General features: G+C 70.1%; 25 protein-coding genes and 1 pseudogene. 14 read left to right on the top strand and 12 right to left on the bottom strand.

Annotation, left to right across the window (positions count from 1 at the left end; all coding sequences use genetic code 11):
• Window position 1 precedes the first annotated feature (1 nt).
• From MJQ72_RS40910 to MJQ72_RS40900, 3 genes are all read right to left on the bottom strand, one after another.
• A complete protein-coding gene (locus tag MJQ72_RS40910; protein ID WP_240596227.1) occupies window positions 2-172 on the bottom strand; it encodes a hypothetical protein in 171 nt (56 codons plus the stop codon).
• Between the two features lie 317 nt (window positions 173-489).
• On the bottom strand, window positions 490-1,422 hold the full coding sequence (gene coaA / locus MJQ72_RS40905) for a type I pantothenate kinase (protein ID WP_240596226.1): 933 nt from the start codon (window positions 1,420-1,422) through the stop codon (window positions 490-492).
• A 157-nt stretch (window positions 1,423-1,579) separates the two neighbouring features.
• Window positions 1,580-2,221 carry a macro domain-containing protein gene (locus MJQ72_RS40900; RefSeq protein ID WP_240596225.1) on the bottom strand — a complete coding sequence of 214 codons (642 nt, stop codon included), beginning with the start codon at window positions 2,219-2,221 and terminating at the stop codon, window positions 1,580-1,582.
• Window positions 2,222-2,318: 97 nt separating this feature from the next.
• Here MJQ72_RS40900 and pheA point away from each other — a divergent pair, with 97 nt between their 5' ends.
• The 3 genes from pheA to MJQ72_RS40885 all read left to right on the top strand — a co-directional run bounded on the left by pheA (window position 2,319) and on the right by MJQ72_RS40885 (window position 4,734).
• Complete coding sequence (gene pheA / locus MJQ72_RS40895; protein WP_240596224.1) at window positions 2,319-3,227, top strand: prephenate dehydratase; 909 nt, start codon at window positions 2,319-2,321, stop codon at window positions 3,225-3,227.
• Complete coding sequence (locus tag MJQ72_RS40890) at window positions 3,224-3,844, top strand: histidine phosphatase family protein (protein WP_240596223.1); 621 nt, start codon at window positions 3,224-3,226, stop codon at window positions 3,842-3,844. Before pheA ends, MJQ72_RS40890 begins: the two co-directional genes overlap by 4 nt.
• 239 nt (window positions 3,845-4,083) lie before the next feature.
• Entirely contained in the window at window positions 4,084-4,734 is a 651-nt protein-coding gene (locus MJQ72_RS40885) for a DUF4232 domain-containing protein (RefSeq protein WP_240596222.1), read from the top strand.
• Window positions 4,735-4,803: 69 nt separating this feature from the next.
• Here MJQ72_RS40885 and MJQ72_RS40880 read toward each other — a convergent pair whose 3' ends face one another.
• The 4 genes and pseudogenes from MJQ72_RS40880 to MJQ72_RS40865 form a co-directional block, all read right to left on the bottom strand.
• The gene (locus MJQ72_RS40880; protein WP_240596221.1) at window positions 4,804-5,241 is read right to left on the bottom strand and encodes a hypothetical protein; all 438 of its coding nucleotides are present in this window, start codon (window positions 5,239-5,241) and stop codon (window positions 4,804-4,806) included.
• A 61-nt stretch (window positions 5,242-5,302) separates the two neighbouring features.
• Entirely contained in the window at window positions 5,303-6,562 is a 1,260-nt protein-coding gene (locus MJQ72_RS40875) for an MFS transporter (protein WP_240596220.1), read from the bottom strand.
• Between the two features lie 215 nt (window positions 6,563-6,777).
• Window positions 6,778-7,128, bottom strand: coding sequence for a metallopeptidase family protein (locus tag MJQ72_RS40870; protein WP_037333558.1), 351 nt, complete (start codon window positions 7,126-7,128; stop codon window positions 6,778-6,780).
• A gap of 183 nt (window positions 7,129-7,311) precedes the next feature.
• Window positions 7,312-8,043 (bottom strand): annotated as a pseudogene (locus MJQ72_RS40865) (septum formation family protein); the annotation flags it as partial.
• A gap of 163 nt (window positions 8,044-8,206) precedes the next feature.
• Between MJQ72_RS40865 and MJQ72_RS40860 the strand changes: the two are divergent.
• From MJQ72_RS40860 to MJQ72_RS40845, 4 genes are read left to right on the top strand one after another with little or no spacing between them, the layout of a single operon-like run.
• Window positions 8,207-8,809 carry a hypothetical protein gene (locus tag MJQ72_RS40860; RefSeq protein ID WP_240596219.1) on the top strand — a complete coding sequence of 201 codons (603 nt, stop codon included), beginning with the start codon at window positions 8,207-8,209 and terminating at the stop codon, window positions 8,807-8,809.
• Entirely contained in the window at window positions 8,810-9,976 is a 1,167-nt protein-coding gene (locus MJQ72_RS40855) for a glutathionylspermidine synthase family protein (RefSeq protein ID WP_240596218.1), read from the top strand.
• A gap of 49 nt (window positions 9,977-10,025) precedes the next feature.
• Complete coding sequence (locus tag MJQ72_RS40850; RefSeq protein ID WP_240596217.1) at window positions 10,026-10,478, top strand: DUF350 domain-containing protein; 453 nt, start codon at window positions 10,026-10,028, stop codon at window positions 10,476-10,478.
• A 54-nt stretch (window positions 10,479-10,532) separates the two neighbouring features.
• A complete protein-coding gene (locus tag MJQ72_RS40845) occupies window positions 10,533-11,438 on the top strand; it encodes a haloalkane dehalogenase (RefSeq protein WP_240596216.1) in 906 nt (301 codons plus the stop codon).
• Between the two features lie 62 nt (window positions 11,439-11,500).
• Here the strand turns inward: MJQ72_RS40845 and MJQ72_RS40840 are convergent, their stop codons facing one another.
• Window positions 11,501-12,784: an aspartate aminotransferase family protein gene (locus MJQ72_RS40840; protein ID WP_240596215.1), complete on the bottom strand. Its 1,284-nt coding sequence runs from the start codon at window positions 12,782-12,784 to the stop codon at window positions 11,501-11,503.
• Window positions 12,785-12,917: 133 nt separating this feature from the next.
• Here MJQ72_RS40840 and serS point away from each other — a divergent pair, with 133 nt between their 5' ends.
• The 3 genes from serS to MJQ72_RS40825 are packed head-to-tail and all read left to right on the top strand — an operon-like array spanning window position 12,918 to window position 16,273.
• Window positions 12,918-14,186, top strand: a complete 1,269-nt coding sequence (gene serS / locus MJQ72_RS40835) for a serine--tRNA ligase (RefSeq protein WP_240596214.1) — start codon at window positions 12,918-12,920, stop codon at window positions 14,184-14,186.
• A gap of 24 nt (window positions 14,187-14,210) precedes the next feature.
• Window positions 14,211-15,221 (top strand): DUF3558 family protein, encoded by a 1,011-nt coding sequence (locus MJQ72_RS40830; protein ID WP_240596213.1) that lies wholly within the window; start codon window positions 14,211-14,213, stop codon window positions 15,219-15,221.
• A 47-nt stretch (window positions 15,222-15,268) separates the two neighbouring features.
• Window positions 15,269-16,273 carry a DUF3558 family protein gene (locus MJQ72_RS40825; RefSeq protein ID WP_240596212.1) on the top strand — a complete coding sequence of 335 codons (1,005 nt, stop codon included), beginning with the start codon at window positions 15,269-15,271 and terminating at the stop codon, window positions 16,271-16,273.
• On the opposite strand, the gene lhgO is transcribed toward MJQ72_RS40825, so the two are convergent.
• Window positions 16,270-17,454: an L-2-hydroxyglutarate oxidase gene (lhgO, locus tag MJQ72_RS40820; protein ID WP_240596211.1), complete on the bottom strand. Its 1,185-nt coding sequence runs from the start codon at window positions 17,452-17,454 to the stop codon at window positions 16,270-16,272. The two genes, MJQ72_RS40825 and lhgO, sit on opposite strands and share 4 nt — an antisense overlap.
• 65 nt (window positions 17,455-17,519) lie before the next feature.
• Here lhgO and MJQ72_RS40815 point away from each other — a divergent pair, with 65 nt between their 5' ends.
• Window positions 17,520-18,131 carry a TetR/AcrR family transcriptional regulator gene (locus MJQ72_RS40815; protein WP_240596210.1) on the top strand — a complete coding sequence of 204 codons (612 nt, stop codon included), beginning with the start codon at window positions 17,520-17,522 and terminating at the stop codon, window positions 18,129-18,131.
• Window positions 18,128-18,616 (top strand): nuclear transport factor 2 family protein, encoded by a 489-nt coding sequence (locus tag MJQ72_RS40810; protein WP_240596209.1) that lies wholly within the window; start codon window positions 18,128-18,130, stop codon window positions 18,614-18,616. The genes MJQ72_RS40815 and MJQ72_RS40810 overlap by 4 nt, the downstream gene beginning before the upstream one ends.
• An 83-nt stretch (window positions 18,617-18,699) precedes the next feature.
• Here the strand turns inward: MJQ72_RS40810 and MJQ72_RS40805 are convergent, their stop codons facing one another.
• On the bottom strand, window positions 18,700-20,235 hold the full coding sequence (locus MJQ72_RS40805; protein WP_240596208.1) for an MFS transporter: 1,536 nt from the start codon (window positions 20,233-20,235) through the stop codon (window positions 18,700-18,702).
• A complete protein-coding gene (locus MJQ72_RS40800) occupies window positions 20,232-21,323 on the bottom strand; it encodes a C45 family peptidase (protein ID WP_240596207.1) in 1,092 nt (363 codons plus the stop codon). The genes MJQ72_RS40805 and MJQ72_RS40800 overlap by 4 nt, the downstream gene beginning before the upstream one ends.
• Window positions 21,324-21,445: 122 nt before the next feature.
• Here MJQ72_RS40800 and MJQ72_RS40795 point away from each other — a divergent pair, with 122 nt between their 5' ends.
• Together MJQ72_RS40795 and MJQ72_RS40790 are read left to right on the top strand one after the other, a co-directional pair.
• Window positions 21,446-21,664, top strand: coding sequence for a hypothetical protein (locus MJQ72_RS40795; RefSeq protein WP_038507458.1), 219 nt, complete (start codon window positions 21,446-21,448; stop codon window positions 21,662-21,664).
• Window positions 21,661-22,329 carry a hypothetical protein gene (locus MJQ72_RS40790; RefSeq protein WP_240596206.1) on the top strand — a complete coding sequence of 223 codons (669 nt, stop codon included), beginning with the start codon at window positions 21,661-21,663 and terminating at the stop codon, window positions 22,327-22,329. The genes MJQ72_RS40795 and MJQ72_RS40790 overlap by 4 nt, the downstream gene beginning before the upstream one ends.
• Here MJQ72_RS40790 and MJQ72_RS40785 read toward each other — a convergent pair.
• Window positions 22,326-25,445, bottom strand: coding sequence for a BTAD domain-containing putative transcriptional regulator (locus tag MJQ72_RS40785; protein WP_240596205.1), 3,120 nt, complete (start codon window positions 25,443-25,445; stop codon window positions 22,326-22,328). The genes MJQ72_RS40790 and MJQ72_RS40785 overlap by 4 nt on opposite strands.
• Window positions 25,446-25,469 lie beyond the last annotated feature (24 nt).

The following is a 25,469-nucleotide window of genomic DNA, read 5'->3' as shown; positions in this document are numbered from 1 at the left end:
CTCAGCCCAGCGGGGCCGCGGGAGTGCCCTTGGTCTCGGTGACTTGCGGCTTCTTTCGGCGACGGTCCCCGCGGGCGTCGTCGAAGTCGACGACGAAGGCGCCGGCGGCCATGGCCACCAGGAGTGCGAGTCCGAGAATCGAGCCGACCCAGGTCAGGATGATCGAGAACATCGTGAGCCTCCTCCCTGCTCAAGGTCTGTTCGAGACCTCTTGTTCCCCTGACACAAGGGTCGCTGTGGGGGGCTGTAGCCGGTATCGGCCAACCGGTTACACGTACTGAGCGTGGATCGGCCGATCGGCCGAGGAAAGCCGCCCGGTGACAGCGGTGCGCGACCGGCGGGCCTCACGGGCTCGCCGGTGGTGCGAAGGCTGCTGCTTGTGAGGGAACGGCCGGAATTCGGCCGCGTGATCGAAGGATCTCGGGCGGCGTCCTGAACGCTCGCTGTGCGTAGAGGATCGGCGGGCGCCCGGTCACGCGGTGTGCCCGCTCAGAGCTTGCGCAGCCGGACCCGGTTGATCGTGTGGTCGGCGTCCTTGCGGAGCACGAGGGTCGCCCGCGGCCGCGTCGGCTTGATGTTCTCCATCAGGTTCGGCTCGTTGATCGTGCGCCACAGGTGACGCGCCTCGGCACGGGCCTCGTCGTCCGGAAGGCCGGCGAAGTGGTGGAAGTGCGACGCGGGGTCCGCGAAAGCGGTGTGCCGCAGCTTGAGGAACCGCTCGATGTACCAGCGTTCGATGTCGCTCGTCGGCGCGTCCACGTAGATCGAGAAGTCGAACAGATCGGAGACGGTGAGCCGCGGGCCGGGCTGGAGGACGTTCAGCCCTTCGAGGATCAGGATGTCGGGCCGCTGAACGACCTGTTCCTCGTCGGGAAGGATGTCGTAGGCGAGGTGCGAGTACACCGGCGCGGCGACCCGCTCGGCCCCGGACTTCACCTCGGTGACGAACCGCAGCAGCGCCCGGCGGTCGTAGCTTTCCGGGAAACCCTTGCGGTGCATGATGCCGCGCCGGACGAGCTCCGCCCGCGGGTAGAGGAACCCGTCGGTGGTGACCAGGTCGACCCGGGGGTGATCCGGCCAGCGCGCGAGCAGCGTGCGCAGGATGCGCGCGGTGGTCGACTTGCCGACGGCGACGCTTCCGGCGATCCCGATGATGTACGGCACCTTGGTGCCCCGGCTGTCTTCGCCGAGGAAGGTGGTGGTGGCTTCGTACAACCGTTGCCGGGCGGCGACCTGGAGATTGATCAGCCGGGAGAGCGGGAGGTAGACCTCCGCGACCTCGGCGAGGTCGACCTGTTCACCGAGACCGCGCAACCGCAGCAGTTCCGCGGCGGTCAGCGGCAGGGGAGTCGACCTGCGCAGCTCTCGCCACTGCTCACGGTGCAGCTCGACGTAGGGACTGAGCTCACGGACCCGCGGCATCGCACACTCCTCGCCCGTCGCCTGCGCTGGCGCCGTACAAAACCGTGTTGACGAGTTCTCGGCGGGTGAACGTGCCTCGAACCGGATGAAGCCGCTTTAACGGTAGGGCTTACGGCTCGTGAACGCGCTGCGATGTGATGTAGCCCGCTTCGGAGCGCTACCGTCCGTTACGGGGACGGCCGGGCGTGAAGACCTCGTCCCAGGCCGCGGCCACCTGCCGGGCGCAGGTCGCGGGGGCGACGCCGCCGACGCCGGTACCGAGCCCCGGCATCGCGATCGTGTGCACGAGATCACGGACGCGGCCCTGGTCGAGGCTGCCGTCGCGCCACTGCTGGAACACCGCGCGGGCGGCCAGATACGGGTGCACGGTGTCGCGCGGGAGGCGTTCGCCGGGTTCCCGCATCGTCGGCGCGCTGATCAGCCAGGCGGGCTCCGCCTCGCCGGTCGGCACGATCACCGCTTCGCCGATCGGCAGCTCGCCGCCGTGGTAGGCGAGGACGGCGCTGCGGACGTTCTGCTCGACGCCGGGGTACGCGCGGGCATAGACGGCGTCGATACCGCCCCGCATCCAGCCATAGGAGTTCGCGGGGCTGACGACGGCCTGCGCGACGACGTCGAGCACGGATCCGCGGTGCACGAAGACCCGGCCGTCCACGGTGTCCGCGACGGTCGTCCAGGCTTGGGCGAGCAGGTCATCGACGGCGCACAGCACCAGCTCCGGAGTGGGATGGTCCGGCACGGGAGAGAAAGAGGAGCCGACATCCTCGTGGCCGGTGTGCGTGCCCGGTTCGGCGGTCACGCCCTAAGCATGGCAAAAAAAGCCACCCGGCGTAACCGGTGCGCGTACCGGCTGTCCGAGTGAAAGTCGCCACCCGCGCCGTGCGTAATCTGGCGGGGTGTCACGGATCGCCTACTTCGGCCCCCAGGGAACCTTCACCGAACAGGCCGCGCGCCGGCTCGCCTCCGGCGAGGAGCTGATCCCCGCGGAGACCATCCCGGCGGCACTGGCCGCGGTGCGCTCGGGCGCGGCCGGCGCGGCCTGTGTCCCGATCGAGAACTCGGTGGAGGGCGCGGTCACCGCCACCCTCGACAGCCTGAGCGAGGCCGAGCCGCTGGTCGCGGTGGCGGAGGTGCTGCTGCCCGTCCACTTCAGCGTGCTGACCCGGCCGGGGACCACCGAGATCCGCACCGTCGCGAGCCATCCGCACGCGCTCGCCCAGGTCCGCCACTGGGTCGAGGCGAACCTTCCCGGGGCGCATCCGGTCGCGACGTCGTCCACGGCGGCGGCCGCGGTCGCGGTGGCCGATGGCGAGTTCGACGCGGCCGTCACCGCGCCGGTCGCGGTCGAGCACTACCCGCTGGAGGTGCGGGCGACCGAGGTCGCCGACGTCCGCGACGCCAAGACCCGCTTCATCCTGGTGCGTGCTCCCGGCGAGCTGCCGGAGCCGACCGGGGCAGACCGCACGTCGATCGTCGCCGCCGCCACGAACCGGACCGGTGCCCTGGCGGAGCTGCTCACCGAACTGGCGGTCCGCGGGATCAACCTGACCAAGCTGGACGCCCGCCCGACCAGGAACAACTTCGGCGAGTACCGCTTCTTCATCGACTTCGAGGGGCACGTGGCCGAGCCCCGGATCGGCGACGCGCTGGCCGCGTTGCGCCGCCGGTGCCGCAACGTGCGGTTCCTCGGCTCCCACCCGCGCGCGGACAACGGCACGACCGAGATCGAGCCGGGCGCCGCCAACGAGGATTTCACCGACGCGATCGACTGGGTCCAGTCGGTACGGAAGGGAGCACAGGCGTGAAACTTCTCCTCGTCCGCCACGGCCAGACCGAGGGCAACGTGCGCGGCGCGCTCGACACCGCGCTCCCGGGTCCGCCGCTCACCGAGCTGGGCCGAGAGCAGGCACGGGACCTCGCGACGCGGCTGGACGGCGAGCCGATCGTCGCGATCTACGCGTCGCAGGCGGTCCGCGCCCAGCAGACCGCGGCGCCGCTGGCCGCCAAGCTCGGCTTCGACGTCCAGGTCCTCGACGGCGTGCACGAGGTCGCCGCGGGCGACCTCGAAGGCAAGACGGACAAGGATTCGGTCACCACCTACATGAGTGTCGTGCGCCGATGGACGCTCGGCGAGCTCGACCCGCCGATCCCCGGCGGCGAGACCGGCGCGCAGGTCCGCGCCCGGCTGCTCGACGCGGTCGCCCGGCTGCGCGCCAAGCACGAGCAGGCCGACCCCGACGGGACCGTGGTGCTGGTCAGCCACGGCGGCGCGATCCGGCTGGGCGGCGAATGGCTCGCCGGGAACGTGACCGCCGAGATCGCCAACCAGGGCCTCATCCCCAACACCGGCGTCGTCGAACTCGTCGGGACCCCCGACGGCTGGACCTGTCTCACCTGGGCGGACCACCCCGTCGAACCCTGACCCGGGCCGGGCTCCACGGGGGCTGAAGGACGCTTTCGCCGCATGTCATGCGGGGAAAGCGCCCTTCACCGCGTCTCATGTGGGTATGGCTCCTTTCAGCCCGTTTGCCTCCGCTCCCGCCGGGGAACACAGCACACAAGATCGATTAACACCTTGTGGGGAATTAACCGGTCGAGCGCAACCTCGTCGGCGGACGACACGTCTACTGGACGGTGGGTCACCCGGATACAGGGAGGCGAATGACCATGGTTCGTTCGAAGTGGATCTCCATCGGCGGTCTCGTCGCGGGTACCGCCGGGCTCCTGCTGCTCAGCGCGTGCGGTGCGGGGAGCGCGCCCGTCGCGCAGAACACGTCCGCGTCACCGTCGAGCTCGGCTCCGGACACCTCCGTGGCGCCCAGCGCGACTTCTTCGGCTTCGACGCCGGCTCCGCAGCCCGTCCAGCCGCCCGCGCAGGCGTCGAAGAACGACGGGCTCTGCAAGGCGGGCGACGTCAAACTGTCCATCAAGGACAGCGACGCCGCCGCGGGCACGGTGTACCGGAAGCTCGTCATCACCAACTCGAGCGGGCACTCGTGCACCGTCCAGGGCTTCCCCGGCGTCTCCTACGTGACGGGCGCCGACGGTCACCAGGTCGGCGAGGCCGCGTACCGCGACGGCGCCAAGGGCGGCCCCGTGCAGCTCGCCAACGGGGAGAGCGCGATCGCCGACGTCGGTTTCGTGAACGTCCGCAACTACGACGAGGCGGTCTGCAAGCCCACCGAGACCAGGGGCCTGCGCGTGTACCTGCCGCAGGAGACGGCGTCGAATTTCGTGCCGGTGCAGGGTCTCGGGTGCGCCGGGAAGATCCCCGGCAACCAGCTGACCGTGAAGACCGTCCACAAAGGCTAGAGCCGAGTCCCTCGTGAGTGGCGAGGACGGTTCTAACCGTCCTTGCCACTCACGAGGGCGTTCGGTGGGCTAGAGCTGCGTGCAGAGCTGTTCGGCCTGCGCGAGGTGCCGCTGCCCCGAGATCTGGTTGAAGTGCAGGCTGAACACCATCCGGCTGACGCCGTCGATGTGTTCGGCCAGCGGCCGGTAGGTGTCGTTGGCGGCGGCCGCCGCGGCGGAGAGTTCGCGGGCGGCCGTCATCCGATGCAGGACCTCGGGCGCCAGGACGGCCACCGTCCGCTCGCCGGGTGCGGAGTCGGTGGTGTCGGGGATCGTGCCGACCCTGGCCAGCGCGGAGCACGCCGCCTGCGCGTCTTCGAGCGCCCCCGCGTTGACGCCCGAGAGTGCCCAGAGCATGCCGATCACGCCGCCGCCGATCACGAAGCCGGCGACCGCGGTGAGCACCTGCGGGCGTCTGGAAGGTTCTGTCGTCCCCACGCCGGCCTCCGGCACCAGTGTCTGCTGCATCGCGGACCTCCCCGTCACCCGTGGCGGTGATGGGATATTTCAGCACCAAAGACCTTGGTTTTCACCGGTCTTGGTGGAGAACCCGCTCCTCCGTGGCCGATTCGTCATCGAAGGCGCCGGGCCGTGACGAGACGAACGCGAAACCGGCTACGCCGAACAGCAGAAGCCCGGACGTGAGGAACGTCCGGGCCGGGGAACCGAGGGCGTGGGTGAGGACGCCGCCGAGCAGGGCGCCGATCGGGATCGCTCCCCAGACGACGGTGCGCCACACACCCAGCACCCGGCCGAGCAGGTCGCCGGGGACGAGGGTGTGCCGTGCCGTTCCGAGCACGATGTTCACCGCGACGACGGCCGCCGCGAACAGGCCGAACAGTGCCGCCCCCGCCACCGGCGAACTCGTCAGGCCCATGCCGGTGAACGCCGCTCCGCAGCAGGCGGTGCCCCCGAGGAGCACCGCGCGACGGCTGGACGCCTTCACCAGCCGCGGGGCGACGGCCGCGCCCAGTAGGCCGCCGATGCCGCCGACGAACGCGAAGAGCCCGAAGGCCGCTTCGCTGAGACGCAGGTGTTCGATCGCGTACAGCACCAGCTGCGCCTGCGCGAGTTCGCTGACCAGGCTGATCGCCCCGGCGAGGATGACCAGGCGCAGCACGAGCCGGCTCCGCTTCAGCCAGCGGAAACCCTCCGCCAGCTCGGTGCGGAGGTCGGTGGTGGCGCGCTCGGCGGCTCGCGGCCGGTAGCTGCCGGCGAGGCCGATCAACACGACCGCCGCGATCGCGAAGCCCACCGAGTTGAGCAAGAACGGGAAGGTCGCGAAGAGCGCGAAGGTGGCGCTGCCGACCGGCCCGCCGAGGAAGGTCTGGCCGACGATTTCGGTGGCCTGGAGCTTGCTGTTCGCGCCGTCGAGCGAACCGTCGCCGACGACCGCCGGGATGAGCACGTTTGCGGCGCTGTCGGCGACCACCTCCGCGAACCCGATGAGCAGAGCGGCGGCGTAGACCATCCAGATCGTCACGCCGCCCACGGCGACCAGCGCGGCCGTCCCTCCGACGACCACCGCGCGGACGCTGTTCGCGAGGATCATCGCCCGCCGCCGGTCGACCCGGTCGAGCAGCGCGCCCGCCGGGAGCGCGAACAGCAGCCACGGCAGGAACTGGGTCGCCGAAAGACCGGCGATGAGCAGCGGATCCCTGGTCAGGGTGACCGCGAGCAGCGGGAACGCGACCTTGCCGATGCCGTCGCCGAGGTTCGACGCCGCGCTGGACGCGAGCAGCCAGCGCAACCGCCGGTCGCTCGTCCTGCGCACCGTCGACTCGGCCATGCACCGCCTCCCCAGGCATTCGCCGGCGCCGGCCGACGACAACGTGTCGAAAAGTTTAGCGGGGCTGTCGCCCAAAGTGGCGGGGTTGTTACACCCAGTTAAGAATCCGGAGAACCCTTGGTGCTCCACGCACAAAAATCACCGACCATGCCTCCTCCGACGCGGAATCCGTCGCCGGGGGAGCGAGGGACCTTTGCTATCACTCGCCCGGCGGCTCAGCCCCAGCCGAGTTCGTGCAAGCGCTCGTCGTCGATGCCGAAATGGTGGCCGACCTCGTGGACCACCGTGATCAGCACCTCCTCGACGACGTCCTCCTCGGTGTCGCACATCTGCAACAGCGGGCGCCGGTAGATCGAGATCCGGTCGGGCAGCACCCCTCCGTACTCATGGGTCCGCTCGGTCAGCGCGACCCCGTGATAGAGCCCGAGGATCGTGGGCGACTCCTCGTTGAACTCCTCCACGAGCACCACGACGTTGTCCATGGCGTCCGCGAATTCGGGCGGGAGTTCGTCCAGCGCCTCCGACACCAGCTCTTCGAAGCGCTGCTGCGTCATCTCGACGGGCACGCGATCACCCTCCGGTCTTCGGGGCGAGGAAGACGACGGCGGCGGGGACTCGCCGGTGCCGACCTTGACGCTCCCGGTGACCGGAGCCAGCCCCTTGTTATCCGGCAGGACCGCCGCGACCTTGCAGTTCACCAGCGTCGACCCGGCGTCCCAGCTCTCCTGCTCGCGGACGTCCCAGCTGATGATGAGCTTCTTCGCCGCGAGATCCGCGTTGCCGGTGTACTCCTGCGAGGCCGTCGAGCATTCGGTGTCCAGCCAGGTGTTCTGCTGCTCCTGCGAGGGGTAGCCGTCCTTGAACTTCGTCTTGAGGTCGAGCGTCGCGAAGATCTCGTACGAATGCGCCTGCGCGCAGTCGATCGGGTCGCCGAAGCTGTTGTTGAGCAGCGCGAGGCAGGTGCCCGGCTCCCACACCGCGGACTGGTTCTGCTCCTTGGCGGGCCCCTTGGTCGGCTGCAGCTTGCCGCCCTGGCCCGCCCATTGCAGCCCGCACCGCAGCTGCCGGTCGCCGTCGGCCCACTGCGCGGGCGTCGGCCGGAGCAGGTTCATGCTCAGCTTGCCGTACGGGTCGAGGTTGCGCCCGAGGTACGGCTTGACGTCGATCGTGCAACGCGAGCGGGAGATCTCCTGCCACTGCTCCAGGTTCGGGCTCGGCACGCCCGGCGGGTACTGCGCGCCGATGTCGACGATGCTGGTGACCTCGAACAGGTGCGACTCCGCGCACGGCACCCGCCGCGCGTCGGTGGCGTCCGGATTGTTCCAGGTCAGACAGGTGCCAGGAGGAGACTGGAACGCCTCGGCCGCGGCGGGCGACAGTTTGGGGGCGCCGCCGCCCGCACCGCCCTCCGGGCCCACGTTCCACGAAAACGCCACACTCAGCGAAAGCGCGATGATCGCGCCCACGAACACGCCGGCCATGAGAAGCCGGGTGCGCAGGGTGCTCAGCGCGTTTCGCGGATCACGGAACCGCTCGGCCTGTTGAGACATCCACTCCATGATGCCCGCGCCGCACGTAAGGTGCGCGTACCGGGTGGTTAGTGTTGGACACGAGTTCGGGCCGGCGGGCGATTACGGAGCTTCGATGACGCAGGATGACAACCAGGGGGCACAAGCGCCTCAGGAGCCGCCCAAGCGCGGTTCGATGCGCTTCCAGGACAGCAGCACGCAGGCGCGGCAGCCGTCGCTGGCCGAGCAGCGGGCACGCCAGCAGGCGCTGGCGGAGCAGCAGCGCCAGGAGGCGATGGCGGCCGAGGCCGCTCGCGCCGCCGAGAAGAAGTCTTCGACCAAGAAGAAGATCCTGATCGGTACCGGGGTGACCGTCGGCCTGGTCGGGCTGGTCGCGACGTTCTACACGGTCGCGAAGCCGGAGAACGTGACGGCCGTCTGCACCACCAAGGACGGGATCGTCGACCAGGACGACAACTGCGACGAGCGGTACGTGACGTCGCACGGCGGCTACCACTCCGGTGGCTTCTTCTTCATCCCGATCGGTGGTGGCGGCGGCTACAACAGCTACCGCTACAACTACGGCGGCACCGGGGCGATCGGGCAGCGTGTGTCCGGCGGCTCGTACACCGCGCCGTCGGGCGCGAACATCAGCACGAAGTCGGGCAAGTCCGTCCAGCGCGGCGGGTTCGGCATCAGCGGCAAGAGCGGCGGCAGCGGTAAGAGCGGGGGCTCGTAGGTGTACCGGGATTCCAAGCCGCCCCGGCGGGACTGGCAGAACATCGTCGAAGAGCAGGGGCTGGTCTTCGGCACGCCCGCGCGCGACGGCTCCGGCAAATCCCGGCCGTACTGGGACGAGTCGGTCCACTACGTCTTCGACATGGACGAGATCCTGTCGGTCGAGGCGGACGTCGAACTGCTGCACTCGATGTGCCTCGAAGCGGTCGACAACGTGATCACCACCGAGCAGTACCACCGCTTCGGCATCCCGGAGTGGGTCTGGCCGCATATCGCGGAGTCGTGGAAGCGGCAGGATCCGCACGTCTACGGCCGGTTCGACCTGCGCTACGACGGCAAGAGCCCGGCGAAGCTGCTCGAGTACAACGCCGACACCCCGACCTCGCTGCTCGAGGCCGCGGTGCTGCAGTGGCACTGGAAGACCGCGGTCTTCCCCGACGACGACCAGTGGAACTCGATCCACGAGAAGCTCGTCGAGCGCTGGGGCGAACTCGCCGACAAGCTGCCCTCGAACGAGCTGCACTTCACCTGGTCTTCGGCCGACCCGTCCGGTGAGGACCACGTGACGACGGCGTACCTGCAGGAGACCGCGGCCGAGGCCGGGCTCGACACCGTCGGCCTGTCGATCGAGGAGATCGGCTGGGACCCGGTGCTGAAACGGTTCGTCGACCTCGAAGAGGCGCAGATGGCGACCGTGGTGAAGCTCTACCCGTGGGAATGGGTGGTCGACGAGGAGTTCGGCCGCTTCGCCGTGGAGACCATGCCGCGCACGCTGTGGGTCGAGCCGCTGTGGAAGATGATCCTCTCCAACAAGACGCTGCTCGCGATCCTGTGGGAGAACTACCCGGGGCATCCGAACCTGCTGCCCGCCTTCGCCGACGACCCCGGCCTGCTGACCGAGTACGTCCGCAAGCCGAAACTCGGCCGCGAGGGCGCGAACGTGCAGATCGTCGCCACCGGCTACGAGACGCAGACCGACGGGGTCTACGGCGCGGAAGGCTACGTCTACCAGGCGTTCGACCCGCTCCCGGAGTTCCAGGGTTACCGGCCCGCGCTCGGCGCGTGGATCGTCGGGGACCAGGCCGCCGGTCTCGGTATCCGCGAGACCGCGGGACTCGTCACGGACGACGGTGCGGCGTTCGTCCCGCACCGCATCATCGAGTCGTGATAGAAGCAACCGCACAAACCTGACATTTCCTGACTTCTGGAGAACCCCTGTGACCACCACCCTTGCGCTGTCCGACACGTTCGGCTCCGACCTCGTGCGAGGGATCGGCGCGATCCTGCTGTACGGCGTCGTCGGCCTGCTGATGATGTTCGCCGGGTTCTGGGCGATCGACTGGACCACGCCCGGCAAGCTGTCCCAGCTGGTCACCCGTGGCCTGCCGAACGCGGTCATCGTCACCGCGTCGGGCCTGCTGTCGATGGCGTTCATCATCGTCGTGGCGATCGCGAACTCCGCCAGCGACCTGACCGAGGGCCTCATCACCTCGCTGGTCTACGGCCTGCTCGGCGTCATCGTGCAGGTGCTCGCCGTCCGGCTGCTGGAGTGGGCGACCCGCATCGACATCCGCTCGACCATCGAGAGCGAGAAGTTCGCCCCGGCCAGCGTCGTCGTCGCGGCCGCGCACCTGGCCCTCGGCCTGATCGTGGCCGTCGCCATCTCGTGACTTCTTGACCCGCTGAAACCGCAAAGGCGCACGATTCCCACTAACGTGGGAGTCGTGCGCCTTTTAAGGACACCGGACGACCGGTTCTCGGACCTGCCCGATTTCGACTTCGAGCCGCGCTACGCGGAGCTCGTCGACCTTCACGGCGGCGTGATCAGAGTGGGATACGTGGAAGCCGGACCCGAAGACGGGCCGCCCGTTCTCCTGCTGCACGGCGAGCCGACCTGGTCCTACCTCTACCGCAAGGTCATCCCGGTGCTCGCCGACGCCGGGCTGCGCGCCATCGCGCCCGACCTGGTCGGCTTCGGCCGATCCGACAAACCCGGCGACATGGTCGACCACACCTACCAGCGGCACGTCGAGTGGATGCGCGCGTTCGCCTTCGACGTCCTCGACCTGACCGACGTCACCCTGGTCGGCCAGGACTGGGGCGGCCTGATCGGCCTGCGGCTGGTCGCCGAGAACCCCGACCGTTTCGCCAGGGTCGTCGCGGCCAACACCGGCCTCCCCACCGGCGACACCGACATGCCCGAGCTGTGGCACAAGTTCCGCGACGCCATGGAGAACGCCCAGGTCATCGACATCGGGCGGTTCGTCCAATCGGGCTGTCAGACCAAGCTGCCCGAGGAGGTCCGCGCCGCCTACGACGCGCCCTTCCCGAACGAGATGTACAAGGCCGCGCCGCGCGCGATGCCGTCGCTGGTGCCGCTCACCCCGGAAGATCCGGCGTCGGCCGCCAACCGGGCCGCGCTGAAGGTGCTGTCCGAACTGGACAAGCCGTTCCTGGTCTCGTTCTCCGACGGAGACCCGATCACCGCGCCGTGGGGCCTCGAACTGCGGGCCTCGATGCGCGGCGCCCGCGAACTGGAGCATCCGACGATCACCGGCGCCGGGCACTTCCTGCAGGAAGACGCCGGCGGGCGGCTGGGCGAGGTCATCGCGCGCTTCGCCCGCTCATGATCCTCGTGAGTGGCAAGGACGGTTAGAACCGTCCTTGCCACTCACGAGACCCAGTTACCAGCTCAGGAGATGGCAGCCAACGCGTCCACGATGACGCCCAGACCCTCCGCGGCCTCTTCGGCGGTCAGCGTCATCGGCGGCGCGATCCGCAGCACGTTGCCGTGCAGCCCGCCCTTGCCGATCAGCAGCCCCCGCGCCTTGGTCTCCTCCATCATCCGCGCCGCGGCGCCCGGATTCGGCGTCATCCCGCCCGGTTCGACCAGCTCGACGCCGATCATCAGGCCCTTGCCGCGCACGTCCCCGATCAGCGGGTTCCCGGCCGCGCGCAGGCCGTCGAGCAGTTCGTTGCCGCGGGCGAGCGCGTTGGCCTGCAGGTCGCCCTCGGCGATGTGGTCGAGCACCGCGGCCGCGCCCGCCATGGCGACCGGGTTGCCGCCGAAGGTCGAGATCGAGTTCGCGGTCAGGCAGTCGACGAGGTCGCCGCGCGCCACGAGCCCGCCGATGGCGAGTCCGTTGCCGAGGCCCTTCGCGAAGGTCATCGCGTCGGGGACGACGTCGTGCGCCTGGATCCCCCAGTAGTGTTCCCCGGTCCGTCCCCAGCCGGTCTGGACCTCGTCGGAGATGAACAGGATCCCGTACTGGTCGAGGACCTCCTTCATCGCCTTGAACAGGCCGTCCGGCGGTGAGCTGAAGCCGCCGACGCCCTGGATCGGCTCGGCGATCATGCAGGCGACGTCGCCCGAAGTGCCCGTCTCCAGCACGTCGACGAGGTCCGCGACGCACGCGTCGATGTACTCGGTGTCCGAAAGCGCCCGGAACGGGCTGCGGTACCGGTAGCCGCCGTGCACGTAGCTCACCTTCACCGGGCTGAGCGACGACGCCGACCAGCCGCGGTTGCCCGTGATGCCGACCGTCGCGAAAGACCGTCCGTGGTACGAGTTCCGCATCGCCAGCACCTGGTTGCTGCGCCGGTACTGGGTGGCGAGCATGAGCGCGGTGTCGTTGGCCTCGGTCCCGGAGTTGGTGAAGAACACCTTCGCGTCGGGGATGCCGGAAAGCTTCGCGATGCGCTCGGCCAGCTCGACCTGGGAGCGGATCAGGTACAGCGTCGACGTGTGCAGGATGCCGGTGTCGAGCTGCTTGCGCACGGCGTCGCTGATCGCCGAGACGTCGTAGCCCATCGAGTTGGTCAGGATGCCCGCGAAGAAGTCCAGGTAGGTGCGCCCGGTCGAGTCGATGACCCGGCGGTCCTGCGCGTGCACGATCTCGATCGGCTCGTCGTAGTAGAGCGCCAGCCACGACGGCAGTACCGCCTTGTGCCGCGCCAGCAGGTCCGCATCGGTCATCGGGTTTCTCCGTCCGCAGCAGGGAGATCTCAGTATGGGGAGCGGCCGAAACGGGCGGCAACGATCAGACTGTCGGGTTATCCGCGCGGACCCGCACATTTTGTGCGACTCGCACGGACTACCCTCAGCACTCGTGATTGACCCCAGGACTCTGCGCGATGAACCGGACGTCGTGCGCGCTTCGCAGCGCGCCCGTGGCGAGGACGAAGGAGTGGTCGACAAGCTGCTCTCCCTCGACTCCCGCCGCCGGTCCTCCATCGCCGCCGCCGACAAGCTGCGCGCCGAGCAGAAGTCGCTGGGCAAGCTCATCCCGAAGGCGCAGGGCGACGAGCGGGCCGAGCTCCTCGCCAAGGCGAAGGAGCTCGCCGCCCAGGTCAAGACCGCCGAGGTCGAGCAGACCGAGGCCTCGGAGGAGTTCGAGCAGCTGCATCGCCTGGTGCCGAACCTCGTCCATCCCGACGCGCCCGAAGGCGGCGAGGACGACTACGTCGTGCTCAAGCACGTCGGCGAGCCGAAGAAGTTCGACTTCGAGCCGAAGGACCACCTCGAACTCTGCGAGGGTCTCGGCGCGCTCGACATGGAGCGCGGCGCGAAGGTCTCGGGTTCGCGGTTCTACTTCCTCACCGGGGTCGGTGCCCAGCTTCAGCTCGGCCTGCTGAACATGGCGATCGCGCAGGCGACCGCGAACGGCTTCACCCCGATGATCACGCCGACGCTGGTGCGGCCGGAGATCATGGCGGGCACCGGGTTCCTCGGCGCGCACTCGTCGGAGGTCTACCGGCTGCGCGACGACGACCTGTACCTCGTCGGCACCTCCGAGGTCCCGCTCGCCGGCTACCACGCCGACGAGATCCTCGACCTCGGCAAGGGCGCGAAGCGGTACGCGGGCTGGTCTTCCTGCTACCGCCGCGAGGCCGGTTCGTACGGCAAGGACACCCGCGGCATCATCCGCGTGCACCAGTTCGACAAGGTCGAGATGTTCGTCTACACGCGTCCCGAGGACGCCGAGGCCGAGCACGCTCGCCTGCTGGACTGGGAAGAGCAGATGCTCGCCAAGATCGAGGTCCCGTACCGGGTGATCGACACCGCCACCGGCGACCTCGGCACCTCCGCGTACCGGAAGTTCGACTGCGAGGCGTGGGTGCCGTCGCAGGAGACCTACCGCGAGCTGACCTCGACGTCGAACTGCACGACGTTCCAGGCGCGCCGCCTCGGCATCCGCTACCGCGACGACGACGGCCGCCCGCAGACCGTCGCCACGCTGAACGGCACGCTCGCCACCACCAGGTGGATCGTCGCGATCCTGGAGAACCACCAGCTCGAAGACGGATCGGTCCGGGTGCCGGAGGCGCTTCGTCCCTTCCTCGGTGGAACCGAGGTGCTCACGCCGGCATCGAAGTAGGGTCCGCACCGAGGAGGGACCCGAATGAACCGCCGTCGCACGCCGATCACCGCGCTCTTCGCGGTGGTCCTCCTGCTCGGCGGGTGTTCCGAGACGATCTCGGGTACGGCGTCGCCGGTGCCCGGCCAGGGGCCGGTGCTCACCAAGGCGGCGCCGTGCTCGTTGCTCACCCCGGAACACGCCGACGCGCTGGCGCTCAAGCTGCCGGGTGTCGAGACCAAGGGCAACAAAGCCCAGCTGGTCCCGCCGATGTGCCTGCTGTCCGAACGCGACGATTCGCCGCGCGGGGTGTCCCTTTCGATCACGCAGAGCGTCGACATCCCGCTGAACGACTTCTACGCCGGTGCCCAGCCCGGTGAGAAGTACGGCATCGGCGGCTTCACCTGGACGCGCTACGCGTCCCCGCTCGGCCCGACGGCCTGCTCGCTCAGCACCGAGCTCGGGCCGTCCTCGTTCGTCGAGCTCGGCAGCGAGACCCAGACGGGCGCGCCCGAGGCGACGGCCTGCGATCTCGCGCTCGCCGCGGCCCCCGCGATCGCGTCGAGGCTGCCTGGCGGCGAGCCGAACCCGAAGATCGTCGCGCCGCCGGGGCAGAAGAAACCCGAGCCGTCCGGGCCGTTGCTGCAGGTCGACCCGTGCACGCTGCTGAAGCCCGACGAAGCCGCAAAGCTGGCCATCGCCCCTGGCACCCCGGTCGATCCGGCCAATCTGGCCAATCCCGAGGACAAGGGCTGCCAGTGGAAGGACTCCGACGGCGACAAGGGGCAGCGTCCGCTGGACGTGACGCTCTTCGTGTCGACGGCCGTCGCCGACGTCGCCGGGCTCGAAGGCACCCCCGAGGAGACCGACCTCGGGGGTCGCAAGTGGACGGTCCGGTCCGACGCCGCCACGAAGTACTGCACGGCCGCGCTGCCGATGAGCGCGACGTCCACCGTGAAGGTCTCCAGCGGCCACTGGGACGACGGGGCGAAAGCCTGTGACCTGCTGCGGGCCGCGCTGCCGACGGTGAGCGCCGCGCTGCCCGCCGGTTCGTGAACGGCGGCCGCGCACAAGTAGTGTGCGAGCCGATGAGGAGGGGACGCATGCGGTTTCGGAACTCGCTCGCGATCGGGCTGGCGGTGCTGGCGCTCGGCGGCTGCACGTCGACGATCGCCGGAACGGCCTCGCCGGTGCCCGGACAGGGACCGGTCGTCACGAAGGCCGAGCCGTGCACCATGCTCTCGGAGGAATACGCGAAGGCGCTGGGAGTCACGTATCCGGGGGAAGAGCGCGCCGCCAAACCCGAGCAGAAGGTCCCCGCGGTCTGCCGGTTCCGCAAGCTGGAGGACGCGAGCAAGGCGTCGAACCTCGAGATCTCGCTGAGCAAGGACCTGTCCTTGAACGAGTACATGAACGGCGCCCTGCCCGGCGAGAAGTTCGGCATCGGCGGCTTCACCTGGACTCGGTACGCCACCATCCTCGGGCCGACCTACTGCTCGCTGAGCACGGAGATCACGCCGGACTCGTTCGTGGAGATCGCCAGCGAGAGCCACGACCACACCGAGGGCAACGCGTGCGACCTCGCCAAGGCGGCGGCCCCGGCCGTGGCGTCGAAGCTGCCGGGTGGGGAGCAGAATCCGCAGATCACCGCCCCGCCCGGGCAGAAGCCCGCCGAGCCGGGCGGGCCGCTGGTGAGCACCGACCCGTGCGCCATGCTCAAGCCCGAGCAGACCGCCCAGCTGCGGCTCGGACCCACGGGTGAGCCGATGAAGTCCAGCGCCGACCCGAACCAGTTCGGCTGCGAATGGGCCGACACGGACGGCGAGAAGGGCGAGAAGGCGCTCGACCTGTGGTTCTACACGACGAAGGCGATGGACGAAACGCCGACGCTGATCTCGCAGGGGCAACCACAGGACTTCGACTCCGCCGGCCGCAAGTGGAAGATCTACACCGAGTCGGGCAGCAAGCTGTGCGCGGCGGGGGTCGCGATCACCGCGACGTCGACGGTGGCGATCATCGCGGGCAACCTCGACGACCCCGCGAAGGCGTGCGACGTGATCAAGGCCGCGGTCCCGCTGTTGAGCGCGAACCTGCCGCCTTCCTCCTAAGCGCTCACCTCGTCGGCGATGTGCTTCGCGATCTCCAGCGCGCTGGTCGCCGCCGGTGAGGGCGCGTTCAGGACGTGCACCTGGTTCGGCGCCGTCTCGATCAGGAAGTCGTCGACGAGGGCGCCGTCCGGGCGCAGCGCCTGTGCCCGGACGCCGGAGCCGTGCCGCACGATGTCGTCCTCGGTGACGGCGGGCACGAGCCGCGCGAGGCTTTCGGCGAAGCGGCGGCGGGAGAACGACCGGCGGACCTCGTCGAGCCCGGTCGGGAACGCGTACTTGCGCGCGAGCCGCCAGACGCCGGGGAAGCGGGCGACTTCGGCGAGGTCTTTCGCGGAGACGTCGCGCCAGGTGTAGCCCTCGCGCCGCAGGGCGAGCACGGCGTTGGGGCCGGCGTGCACACTGCCGTCGAGCATGCGGGTCAGGTGCACGCCGAGGAACGGCAGCGACGCGTCGGGGACCGGGTAGATCAGGCCCCGCACCAGATGGCGGCGTTCCGGTTTCAGCTCGTAGTACTCGCCGCGGAACGGCACGATCCGCGCGCTCGGGGTGAGCCCGGCGAGCCGGGCGACCCGGTCCGCGTGCAGGCCGGCGCAGTTGACGAGGGCGTCCGCGTGGATCACGTCGTCGCCGGTCGCCACCTCGACGCCGCCGGTGCGGCCGGGGCGGATCCCCAGCGCGGGCGTGCCGAGCCGCAGGTCGGCGTCGGATTCGTCGAGCAGCCGCACCAGCGCGGCGCAGACGCCGGGGAAGTCGATGATGCCGGTGGACTCCACGCGCAACGCCGCGACGCAGGAGACCTCGGGCTCGTACTCGCGGGCTTCGCTCGGGGTGATCAGCTTGGCCGGGACCCCGTTGGCCTCCGCGCGTTCGGCGAGCACCTTGAGCGCCGGAAGCTCGGCGTCGGAGGTGGCGACGACCAGTTTGCCGCAGACCTCGACCGGCACCCCGTACTGCCGGGCGAAGTCCACAATGGACCGGTTACCGGCGGTCGACATCCTGGCCTTGAAGGAACCCGGCTTGTAGTAGAGCCCCGCGTGCACGACGTTCGAGTTGTGCCCGGTCTGGTGGGCCGCCCAGCGCTCCTCCTTTTCGAGCACCGTGACGTCCAGGCCTCGTTTGGTCAGCTCCCAGGCGGTGGCGAGCCCGACGATCCCGCCCCCGATGACTACGACTGTGCGCACGATCGACCAGGTTACCCGGAGCGCTACCTGACAGCTGTCAGGTTAGGTGGTAGCGTACCTGACCGATGTCAGGTAAGCGGTTGAGCAGGGAAGAACGCCGGGAGCGGATCCTGGCCGCGGCGGCGCGGGTGTTCGCCGCGTCGGGATACGACGCGGCGGGGATGCGCGAGGTCGCGACGGCCGCGGGGATCAGCACGCCGGTGCTCTACGACCATTTCCCTTCCAAGGCGGCGCTGTACGCCGGTCTGCTGGAGTCCGAAGTGGACAGTCTGCTGGCCGGATGGGCGGAGCTGCCGCCGTCGGACACCGCCGAGGGGCTGCTGCGCGCCAGGGTGGCGGCGATCTTCGCCTGGATGGAGGCGAACGAACGCGGCTGGCGGATGATCTTCGCCGAGACGCCGTCCGACGAAGGCGTCGCCGAGGTGCACCGGCGCGGCCAGGCCAGGTCGACCGCGCAGCTGACCGAGGTGTTCGCCCAGGTCCCCGGCCTGGCGCTGACCGCGGACCTGCCGCGTGACCGCGCGAACGAAGCGCTCGCCGAAGCGGCGAAGAGCGCGCTGAACGCCATCGCCACCTGGTGGTGGGACAACCGCGACATCCCGCGGGAACAAGTCGTCGCGCTCACGACGGATCTGTTGTGGCGCGGGCTGGGGAACCTGATCCAGGAGGACCGATGAGCATCGAAACCACCGAGCGGTACCGCCGCGCCCTCGAGACCCGGGACGTGGACCTCGCGCTGAGCGTCTTCGCGCCGGACGCCGTGGTGCGTTCGCCGCTGACCAGCCGGGTCCGGTTCAGCGGGCACGCGGAACTCAGGCCACTGCTGGAAGTCGCCTACGCGCATCTGCGCGACATTCGGTTCCACACCGACACGGGCGACGGGGCGACGCGGGTCGTCGTCTACGCCGCCCGCATCGGCGACGAAGAGATCGAAGAGGCGGCGGTGCTGAAACTCGGCGAAGACGGGCTGATCACCGAAGTGACGCTGTTCGTGCGGCCGCTGCCCGGGCTCGTCGCGCTGATGGACGCCTTCGGCCCGGACATCGCACGCCGCAACGGCCGCACCTTCGCGGCCCGGCTGCTCGCGGTGGCCGCGAAACCCTTGCTGGCCATGGTGCGGTCCGGTGACCGGCGGGCGGTCCCGCTCGCCGGGCCCCGTTGACGAGCGGGCGCTGAAGGACGCTTTCCCCGCATCTCATGCGACGAAAGCGTCCTTCGCTGCGTCCCATGCGGTGAAGGACGCTTTCAGCCCACGGGAAGCGGAACGGGGGCAGGCTCGTCTTCGGGGTCTTCGAGGACCTTCGGCACCCCGCGCAAGGTGAACAGGACGCTCACCGCCAGCACCGCCATCAACCCCGCCGAGCACAGCATCGTCACCTGCAGCCCGTCGACGAACGCCAGTTTGGCGCTGGTCAGGACCAAGGCGCCCTGCTCGGGCGGCAGCTGCGCCGCGACCTGGACGGCGCCGCCGAGGGTGTCCGAGATCGCTTCCGGCGGCACGCCCGGCGGGATGACGAGCTCGCTCCGGTACAGCGCGCCGAGCACGCTGCCGAGGACGGCGATCCCCAGCGCCCCACCGAGTTCGGTCGCCGTCTCGGAGATCGCCGACGCCGCGCCCGCCCTGGCCTTCGGCACGACGCCGAGCACCGTGTCCGTCGCGACGGTCAGGATCAGCGCCAGCCCCACCCCGAAGACGATCATCGCCGCGAGTAGGTCCGTGTACACGATCGTCACGCCGATCCCCGAATACAACGCGAACCCGACCGCGGACAGCGCGCAGCCCAGCCCGATGGTGACCGCGCGACCGAAGAGCTTGATCCCCACGGGCGCGAGCACCCCGCCGAGGACCGCGCCGCCCATCCCGGGCAGCCCGGCGAGCCCCGACTTCAGCGGCGACCAGCCCGCCACCAGCTGCAGGTACTGCGCGAACATCAGCGACACCGCGAGCTGCGCGAACATCGCCACGATCGTGGTGCCGACGGTCGCCGAGAACGCCCGCCGCGCGAACAGCTTCAGATCCATCAGCGGTTCGGCCAGCCGCGGCTGCCGCAGGACGAACGCCAGCAGGCAGCCGAGCCCGAGCACCGCGGCGACCGCGATGTCCCAGTGTCCCCAGCCCTTGTACGCGACTTCCTTGATCGTGTAGACGATCCCGACCATGCCGACGATCGACGACAGCACGCTGAGGACGTCGATCCGGCCAGGGGCGGGGTTCTTCGATTCGGGCAGGATCAGCGCGCCCGCGATCACCATGACCACCACCACGGGCACGTTGACCAGGAACACCGAACCCCACCAGAAATGGTCGAGCAGGAAACCGCCGACGAGCGGACCCATGCCGAACCCGAGGATCGTCAGCCCGCTCGAAACCCCGATCACGGCCGCGCGTTCCTTGCCGGTGAACACGTTCCGCACGATCGACAGGGTGGACGGCATCAGCGTCGCGGCGGCGACCCCGAGCAGCGCGCGGGCGGCGATCAGGAGTTCCGCCGTCGGCGCGTACGCCGTGATCACCGAGGCGACCCCGAACAGCGACGCCCCGATCAGCAGCAGCTTCTTCCGGCCGACGCGGTCGCCGATGTTCCCCATCGTGATCAGCAGCCCGGCGAGCGCGAAACCGTACGCGTCGGCGATCCACAGCAGTTCCGTCGTCGACGGGTGCATCTGCTCCGAAAGCGACGGCAGCACCAGATGCAGCACGGTCAGGTCGATCGCGATCAGCAGCTGCGCCAGTACGCAGACCGCGACGGTGCCGATCTTGCGGCCCTTGCCGATGGTCACCGCGATACCCCGAAGGTGAGTTCGGCCGAGTGCCGCGCGGTCCCGTTCTCTCCGTCACCCAGGTAGAACCGCGTGCTGAGGGTGCGGGCCGCCGGGTCGAGGACGCTGCGCCACAACGTCCGCCACGGTGCGCCGGGCTCGACGGCGAAGGACACCGCGTCGAGCGCGGCGCGCGGCCCGGCGCCGGCTTCCTTGGTGACGGTGCGAAGCCGTTCGTAGGTGCGCATGGTCTCCGGCGTGTCCTCCGGTAGCGCGTCGATGTCCGAGTGCCGGTGCAGCAGATGATTCGTCACGCACAGCGGCCCGTCGGCGACCTCGACGAAGTACTCGACGTCGTGCGCTCCGCGTTCGTACACGAAGCCGCGGCCGGAGGCGTCGGCGACGATGTAGTGGCAGGGCGCGCCGTGCGCGTACTGCTTGGCGAGCATCAGCGCTTCCTTGGCCTCGTCGACGGTTTCGCAGGTGTCGAGCAGATACCGGCACACCTGCAGCACCGAGAGGCCCGCCTGCGGACCGTGCTCCAGCGGCATGGCCGTCTCGACCTCGGCCATCAGCAGGGCGACGACGAGCCCCGCCTCGTTGACCCCCTCCGTCCCACCGTCCATTGTGGACATCGTGAGGGACGTCGAGGCGATGCCGTCGTCGGGGATCGTCGTGAGGACATACGGCCGGGACGCCATCGGCACGGTCCCGTCGTCCACGGGCTCCTCCCCGGCCAGCACCGCGCCCAGCTGGGTCCAGCTCATGGTGAAGAAGTCGTAGTTCCGGCCGAGCGTGCTCCCCGTCCACAACGCCGAACACCCCGATCCGGCGGGCAGCGCGCTCGCGTCGTCGAAGGAGACCGCCGCGTCGGCCGGGAGCCCGCAGGCTTCGGCGAACCCGGCCAGGCGTCCGGCGTACTGGGGCCAGTTCCGCGCGAACCAGGCGCGCCGAGCCCTGGCCACGAGCGGGTCGAGCGGCGACGGCGACCAGTCCGAGCGCGCCTTCACTTCGGCGCCGAGCGCCCGGCCGATCTCGGCCTGCGAGCCGCGCACCGTCAGATGCCGCACGGCGAGGAAGTCTTCGGGAGATCCAGCTGCGTAAGTCATGTCCGGAGGGTCTCCGCGACCGCTGACCGGCCACGCACCGACGGCTGACGGCCGTGTCATCCGAATGTCATGTGCCCCGCGCGAGAGTGGTTCCACCAAGGCAACGACAAGCGAGGGAAACCATGCTCAGCAACAAGGTGTACATCATCGGCGGGGCCGTCATCAGCGTCCTCTTCGTCGCGCTGGCGATGGTCGAGTTCTCCACCGGCTACCCGGAGGACGGCCTGCAGGACCTGCTCTACGCCGTCGTGAGCGCCGGCGCCGGCGCGCTGCTGTACGTCCTCGACCGCCGTCAGCGTGAGCGCCGCGCGGCCGCCGAAGCGCAGCGTGACGCCCGATGAGGAACATCGACGGCGGCTTCCTCGCCGCACCCGACCAGGCCTCCCTCCAGCGCCGCGAGCAGGACGTGCGCAAAGGCAAGCTCGCGCTGATGCTGACCGTCGTCGGCGGGTTCGTCGCGCTGGTCGCCGGCTACAACGTCTTCGCGGACTTCTCGCCGGTTTCGCTGGTGGTGACGATGCTCGGGCTGGCCGCCGCGGTCGGCGGCGGGATGCTCACCCAACACCTGATGCGCAACGTGCGGTTCCGGGTGCACAAACCGAACGCGGGCCTCGTCGGTGCCGCGAAGCTGACCGGAATGGTCGTGGTCGTCCTCGGGTTCATCGCCCTGGTCGGCGCGATCGAAGGGCCCGGCGCGCTGCGGATCGTCGCGATCGCCGTCGGCTGCGCGGCCATCGGCTACGTGAAGTCGCTGCACGACCAGCAGTGGGTGCTCTTCGAACTGGACGCGGTGGGCGTCCGGATCGAGCGGACCGTCGTGCCGTGGCGTGACGTCACCCGGCTCACCATCGACCCGGTCGGCCCCGGGATGACCCGGCTCGGCGCCGTCCCGGTCAACGCGGCACCGCTGTACGTCGCGGTCCAGGACAGCGAGCTCGACCAGCGTCTGCTGGCCGACGCGGTCGGGCGGTTCGCGCCGCAGGGAACGCAACTGACCCGCGCTTAGACCTTCCCGGCAAGCTGAGCGGCCCCGCGCACGCGGAGCCCACGGCGATAGGCCCGGTCGAAGTCGTCGCCGAGCCGCTCCCGCACGGTCGTCCTGAGCAGGGCGGCGTCCAGATCGACGGCGAACGAGGTGCCCCGGATGGTCACCGCCGCCCCGATCAGAACCGCCGCCCGCTCGGCGTCGCCCCGCAGCAGCGCGACACCGGCGAGGCCTTCGACGGCGCAGGCCACGGTGGTGCTGTCGTGCCAGCTGTCCGCCGACCCCAGCGCCAGGCGGTGCAGTTCCTCGGCCCCGTCGACGTCGCCCTCGGCGGCCAGGACCCAGCCGAGGGAGATCTGCGCACCGGCGCGCACCCCTTCGGCCGCGAAGGAACCACCGGAACACTCCGCGAGCGCGCGTTCGCTCAACGCGCGTGCCGCCGCCAGATCGCCCTCGTGCCGGGCGAGGAACGACAGCCCGACATACCCGGCGGCCCGGCTTTCGGGCATCCCGGCGCGGCGCGCGATCTCGATGGCGAGTTCGAAATCCGCCCGCGCGCCCGCCGCGTCGCCGTGGAGCAGCTTGCTGCCACCGCGACGGCACAGCAGGTCCGCGTTGTCGTCGGACGCGCCGAGCTCCCGCATCAGCCGCAGGGCCTCGTTCATCGTTTCGAGGGCTTCGGCCTGCCGGTTCGTCCAGATCAGGATCTGTGACAGATGGTCGAGGGCCATGGAAAGGCCCCAGCGCTCCCCGAGGGAGCGGAATTCCTGCGCCCCCTCACGCAGGAATTCCTCCGCCGTGTCGAGGTCGCCCTGCATCAGCGCGCGGAGGCCGTAGCCGGTCGGCGCGAGGGCGAGCCCCCAGGCATCGCTGTTCGACAGCAGCGCCCGGCTGCGTTCGATCAGCGCGTCGTCGTCACCGGGAGGGCCGGTCACGACACCCATCAACAGCAGCAGCGCCGGATTCCGGGGTGCCTTGACGAGGCTCAGCATGAGGCCTTCGACCAGCGGCAGGTGCCGGTCGAGCGCCTCGTGGCCCCGCAGCCCCGCGGCGGCGGTGAGCACGCAGAGCTGGTGCTCCTCTTCGAGCCCGTCCGGCGCCCGCTCCCCGAGCCGTTTGACCACTTCCAAGCACAGTGTCGAGCCCTCGAACCGGCGACCGCGCATCCACCAGTACATCACCAGCGAAGCCGAAAGCCGGAGCGCGATCCGCATGTCGCACTCCGCGGCCCAGCGCAACGCGGCGAGGAGATCGTCGTAGGCGGCGTCGAGGCGGTCGAGCCAGCGCAGCTGGTCGCCGGTGCGCAGCATGGGATCCGCTTCCTCGGCCAGAGCGACGAAATGCTCGGCGTGCCTTCGCCGCAGCTGCTCGGTTTCGCCCGCTTCGGTGAGCTTCCCGGCGAAGAAGGCCCGGATCGTTTCGAGCATCCGGTACCGGTCGCCGCCGCGTTCGACGAGTGATCTGTCCACAAGGGACGGAAGCAGTTCCGCGGTGTCCGGCACGGCGCACACCGCCTCGGCGTCGGCCAAGGTCGTGCCGCCCGCGAAGACCGTCAGCCGCCTGCCCAGCAGGCGCTCGTCCTCGTCGAGCAGATCCCAGCTCCACTCGACGACGCCGCGCAGGGTGCGATGCCTGCTCTCGGCGGCCCGGCTGCCCCGCGAGAGCAGGCCGAACCGGTCGTCCAGCCTGGCCGCGATCTCGCCGATCGGCAGCGTCCGCACACGCGCCGCGGCGAGCTCGATGGCCAGCGGCAACCCGTCGAGCGCGGCGCAGACCCGCTGGACGTCGCCCGCGGTGGTGTCGTCCACGGCGAAACCCGGATCGCCCGCCCGCGCGCGGTCGGCGAACAGCCGGATGGCGGCGAAGTCCAGCGACCGGGCGGGCGGCGTGCCCGGCGGCGGCACGGCGAGCCGCGGCACGGGGGAGACGATCTCGCCGGTGATACCCAGCGGTTCGCGGCTGGTGGCGAGCACCCGCAAGGCGGGGGCCGCGCCGAGCAGCCGGGCGGTCAGCTTCGCGGCGGCCTCGACCAGATGCTCGCAGTTGTCGAGCACCAGCAGCACCGCCCGATCGGCCAGCGCGTCGATCAGCCGCTCCAGCGGCGCGTTCTCCACCGGCGCGGTGACCGCCCCGAGCGGGACCGTCCGCAGGCCGAGGGCGGTCAGCACGGCGTGGGCGACGTCGTCGTCTTCGGTGTACGGCGCGAGCTCGACGAAGACCGCCGGAAGGTCCATCGCGGCCGCGGCCTCGATGGCCAGCCGGGTCTTCCCCGTCCCGCCGGGGCCGGTCAGCGTCACCAGCCGCGAGCGGTCCAGCTGCCCGAGCACGTGCCGGAGGTCGCCTTCTCGGCCGATGAAGCTGGTGAGCTGCGCGGGAAGCGGCGCGGTCGTCTTGGCGGGCGGCGTCTCACCCCGCAGCACGGCCAGATGCGCGGCGGCGAGATCGGGGCCGGGGTCGGCGCCGAGCTCGTCGGCCAGTACCCGGCGGGCGTCCTCGAACGCGGTGAGCGCGTCGGCCTGACGGCCGGCGGCGTGCAGGGCGCGGATCAGCAGCGCGCGGGGCCGTTCCCGCAGCGGCTGCTCGTCGATGACCTCGCGGAGCTCGGCGAGGACGTCTTCGTGTCTCCCGAGCTTGAGTTCGGCCTCGGCCCGGTCTTCGATCGCCGACGTCTTCAGCTCGTTCAGCCTCGTGACCTGCGGATCGCGGAACGGCGCGTCGGTGATGTCCGCGAACGCCGGACCACGCCAGAGGCCGAGAGCGTCACGAAGCAGCTCGGCGGCCTTCGTGGCGTCTCCCACCGAGAGAGCGCGTCGGCCTTCGGCGGCGAGCCTTTCGAACCGGTGGACGTCGACGTCGTCGCGGTCGACGACGAGGCGGTAGCCCGCCGGGCTGAACTCGACGGGCGCGAGCTCCTTCAGCGCGCCACGCAGCCGCGAGACCTGCGATTGCAGCGCGTTCGCCACACCATCGGGTGGTTGTTCGCCGTAGAGACCGTCGATGAGCCGCTCCGCCGGGACGACCCGGCCCGCCTCCAGCGCGAGCAACGCGAACAGCGTCCGCACCCTGGGCCCGCCGATCGGAACGGTGGTGCCGTCCTCACGGCGCACCTCCGTCGCCCCCAGAACGCAGAATCGCATGAGCTAAAGACTAGGACGTCGTTT

The sequence above is a fragment of the Amycolatopsis sp. EV170708-02-1 genome, from assembly GCF_022479115.1.
Taxonomy (GTDB): Bacteria; Actinomycetota; Actinomycetes; order Mycobacteriales; family Pseudonocardiaceae; genus Amycolatopsis.
The sequence above is the reverse complement of the archived record's forward strand: the minus strand, read 5'-3'. Positions and strand labels throughout refer to the sequence as shown.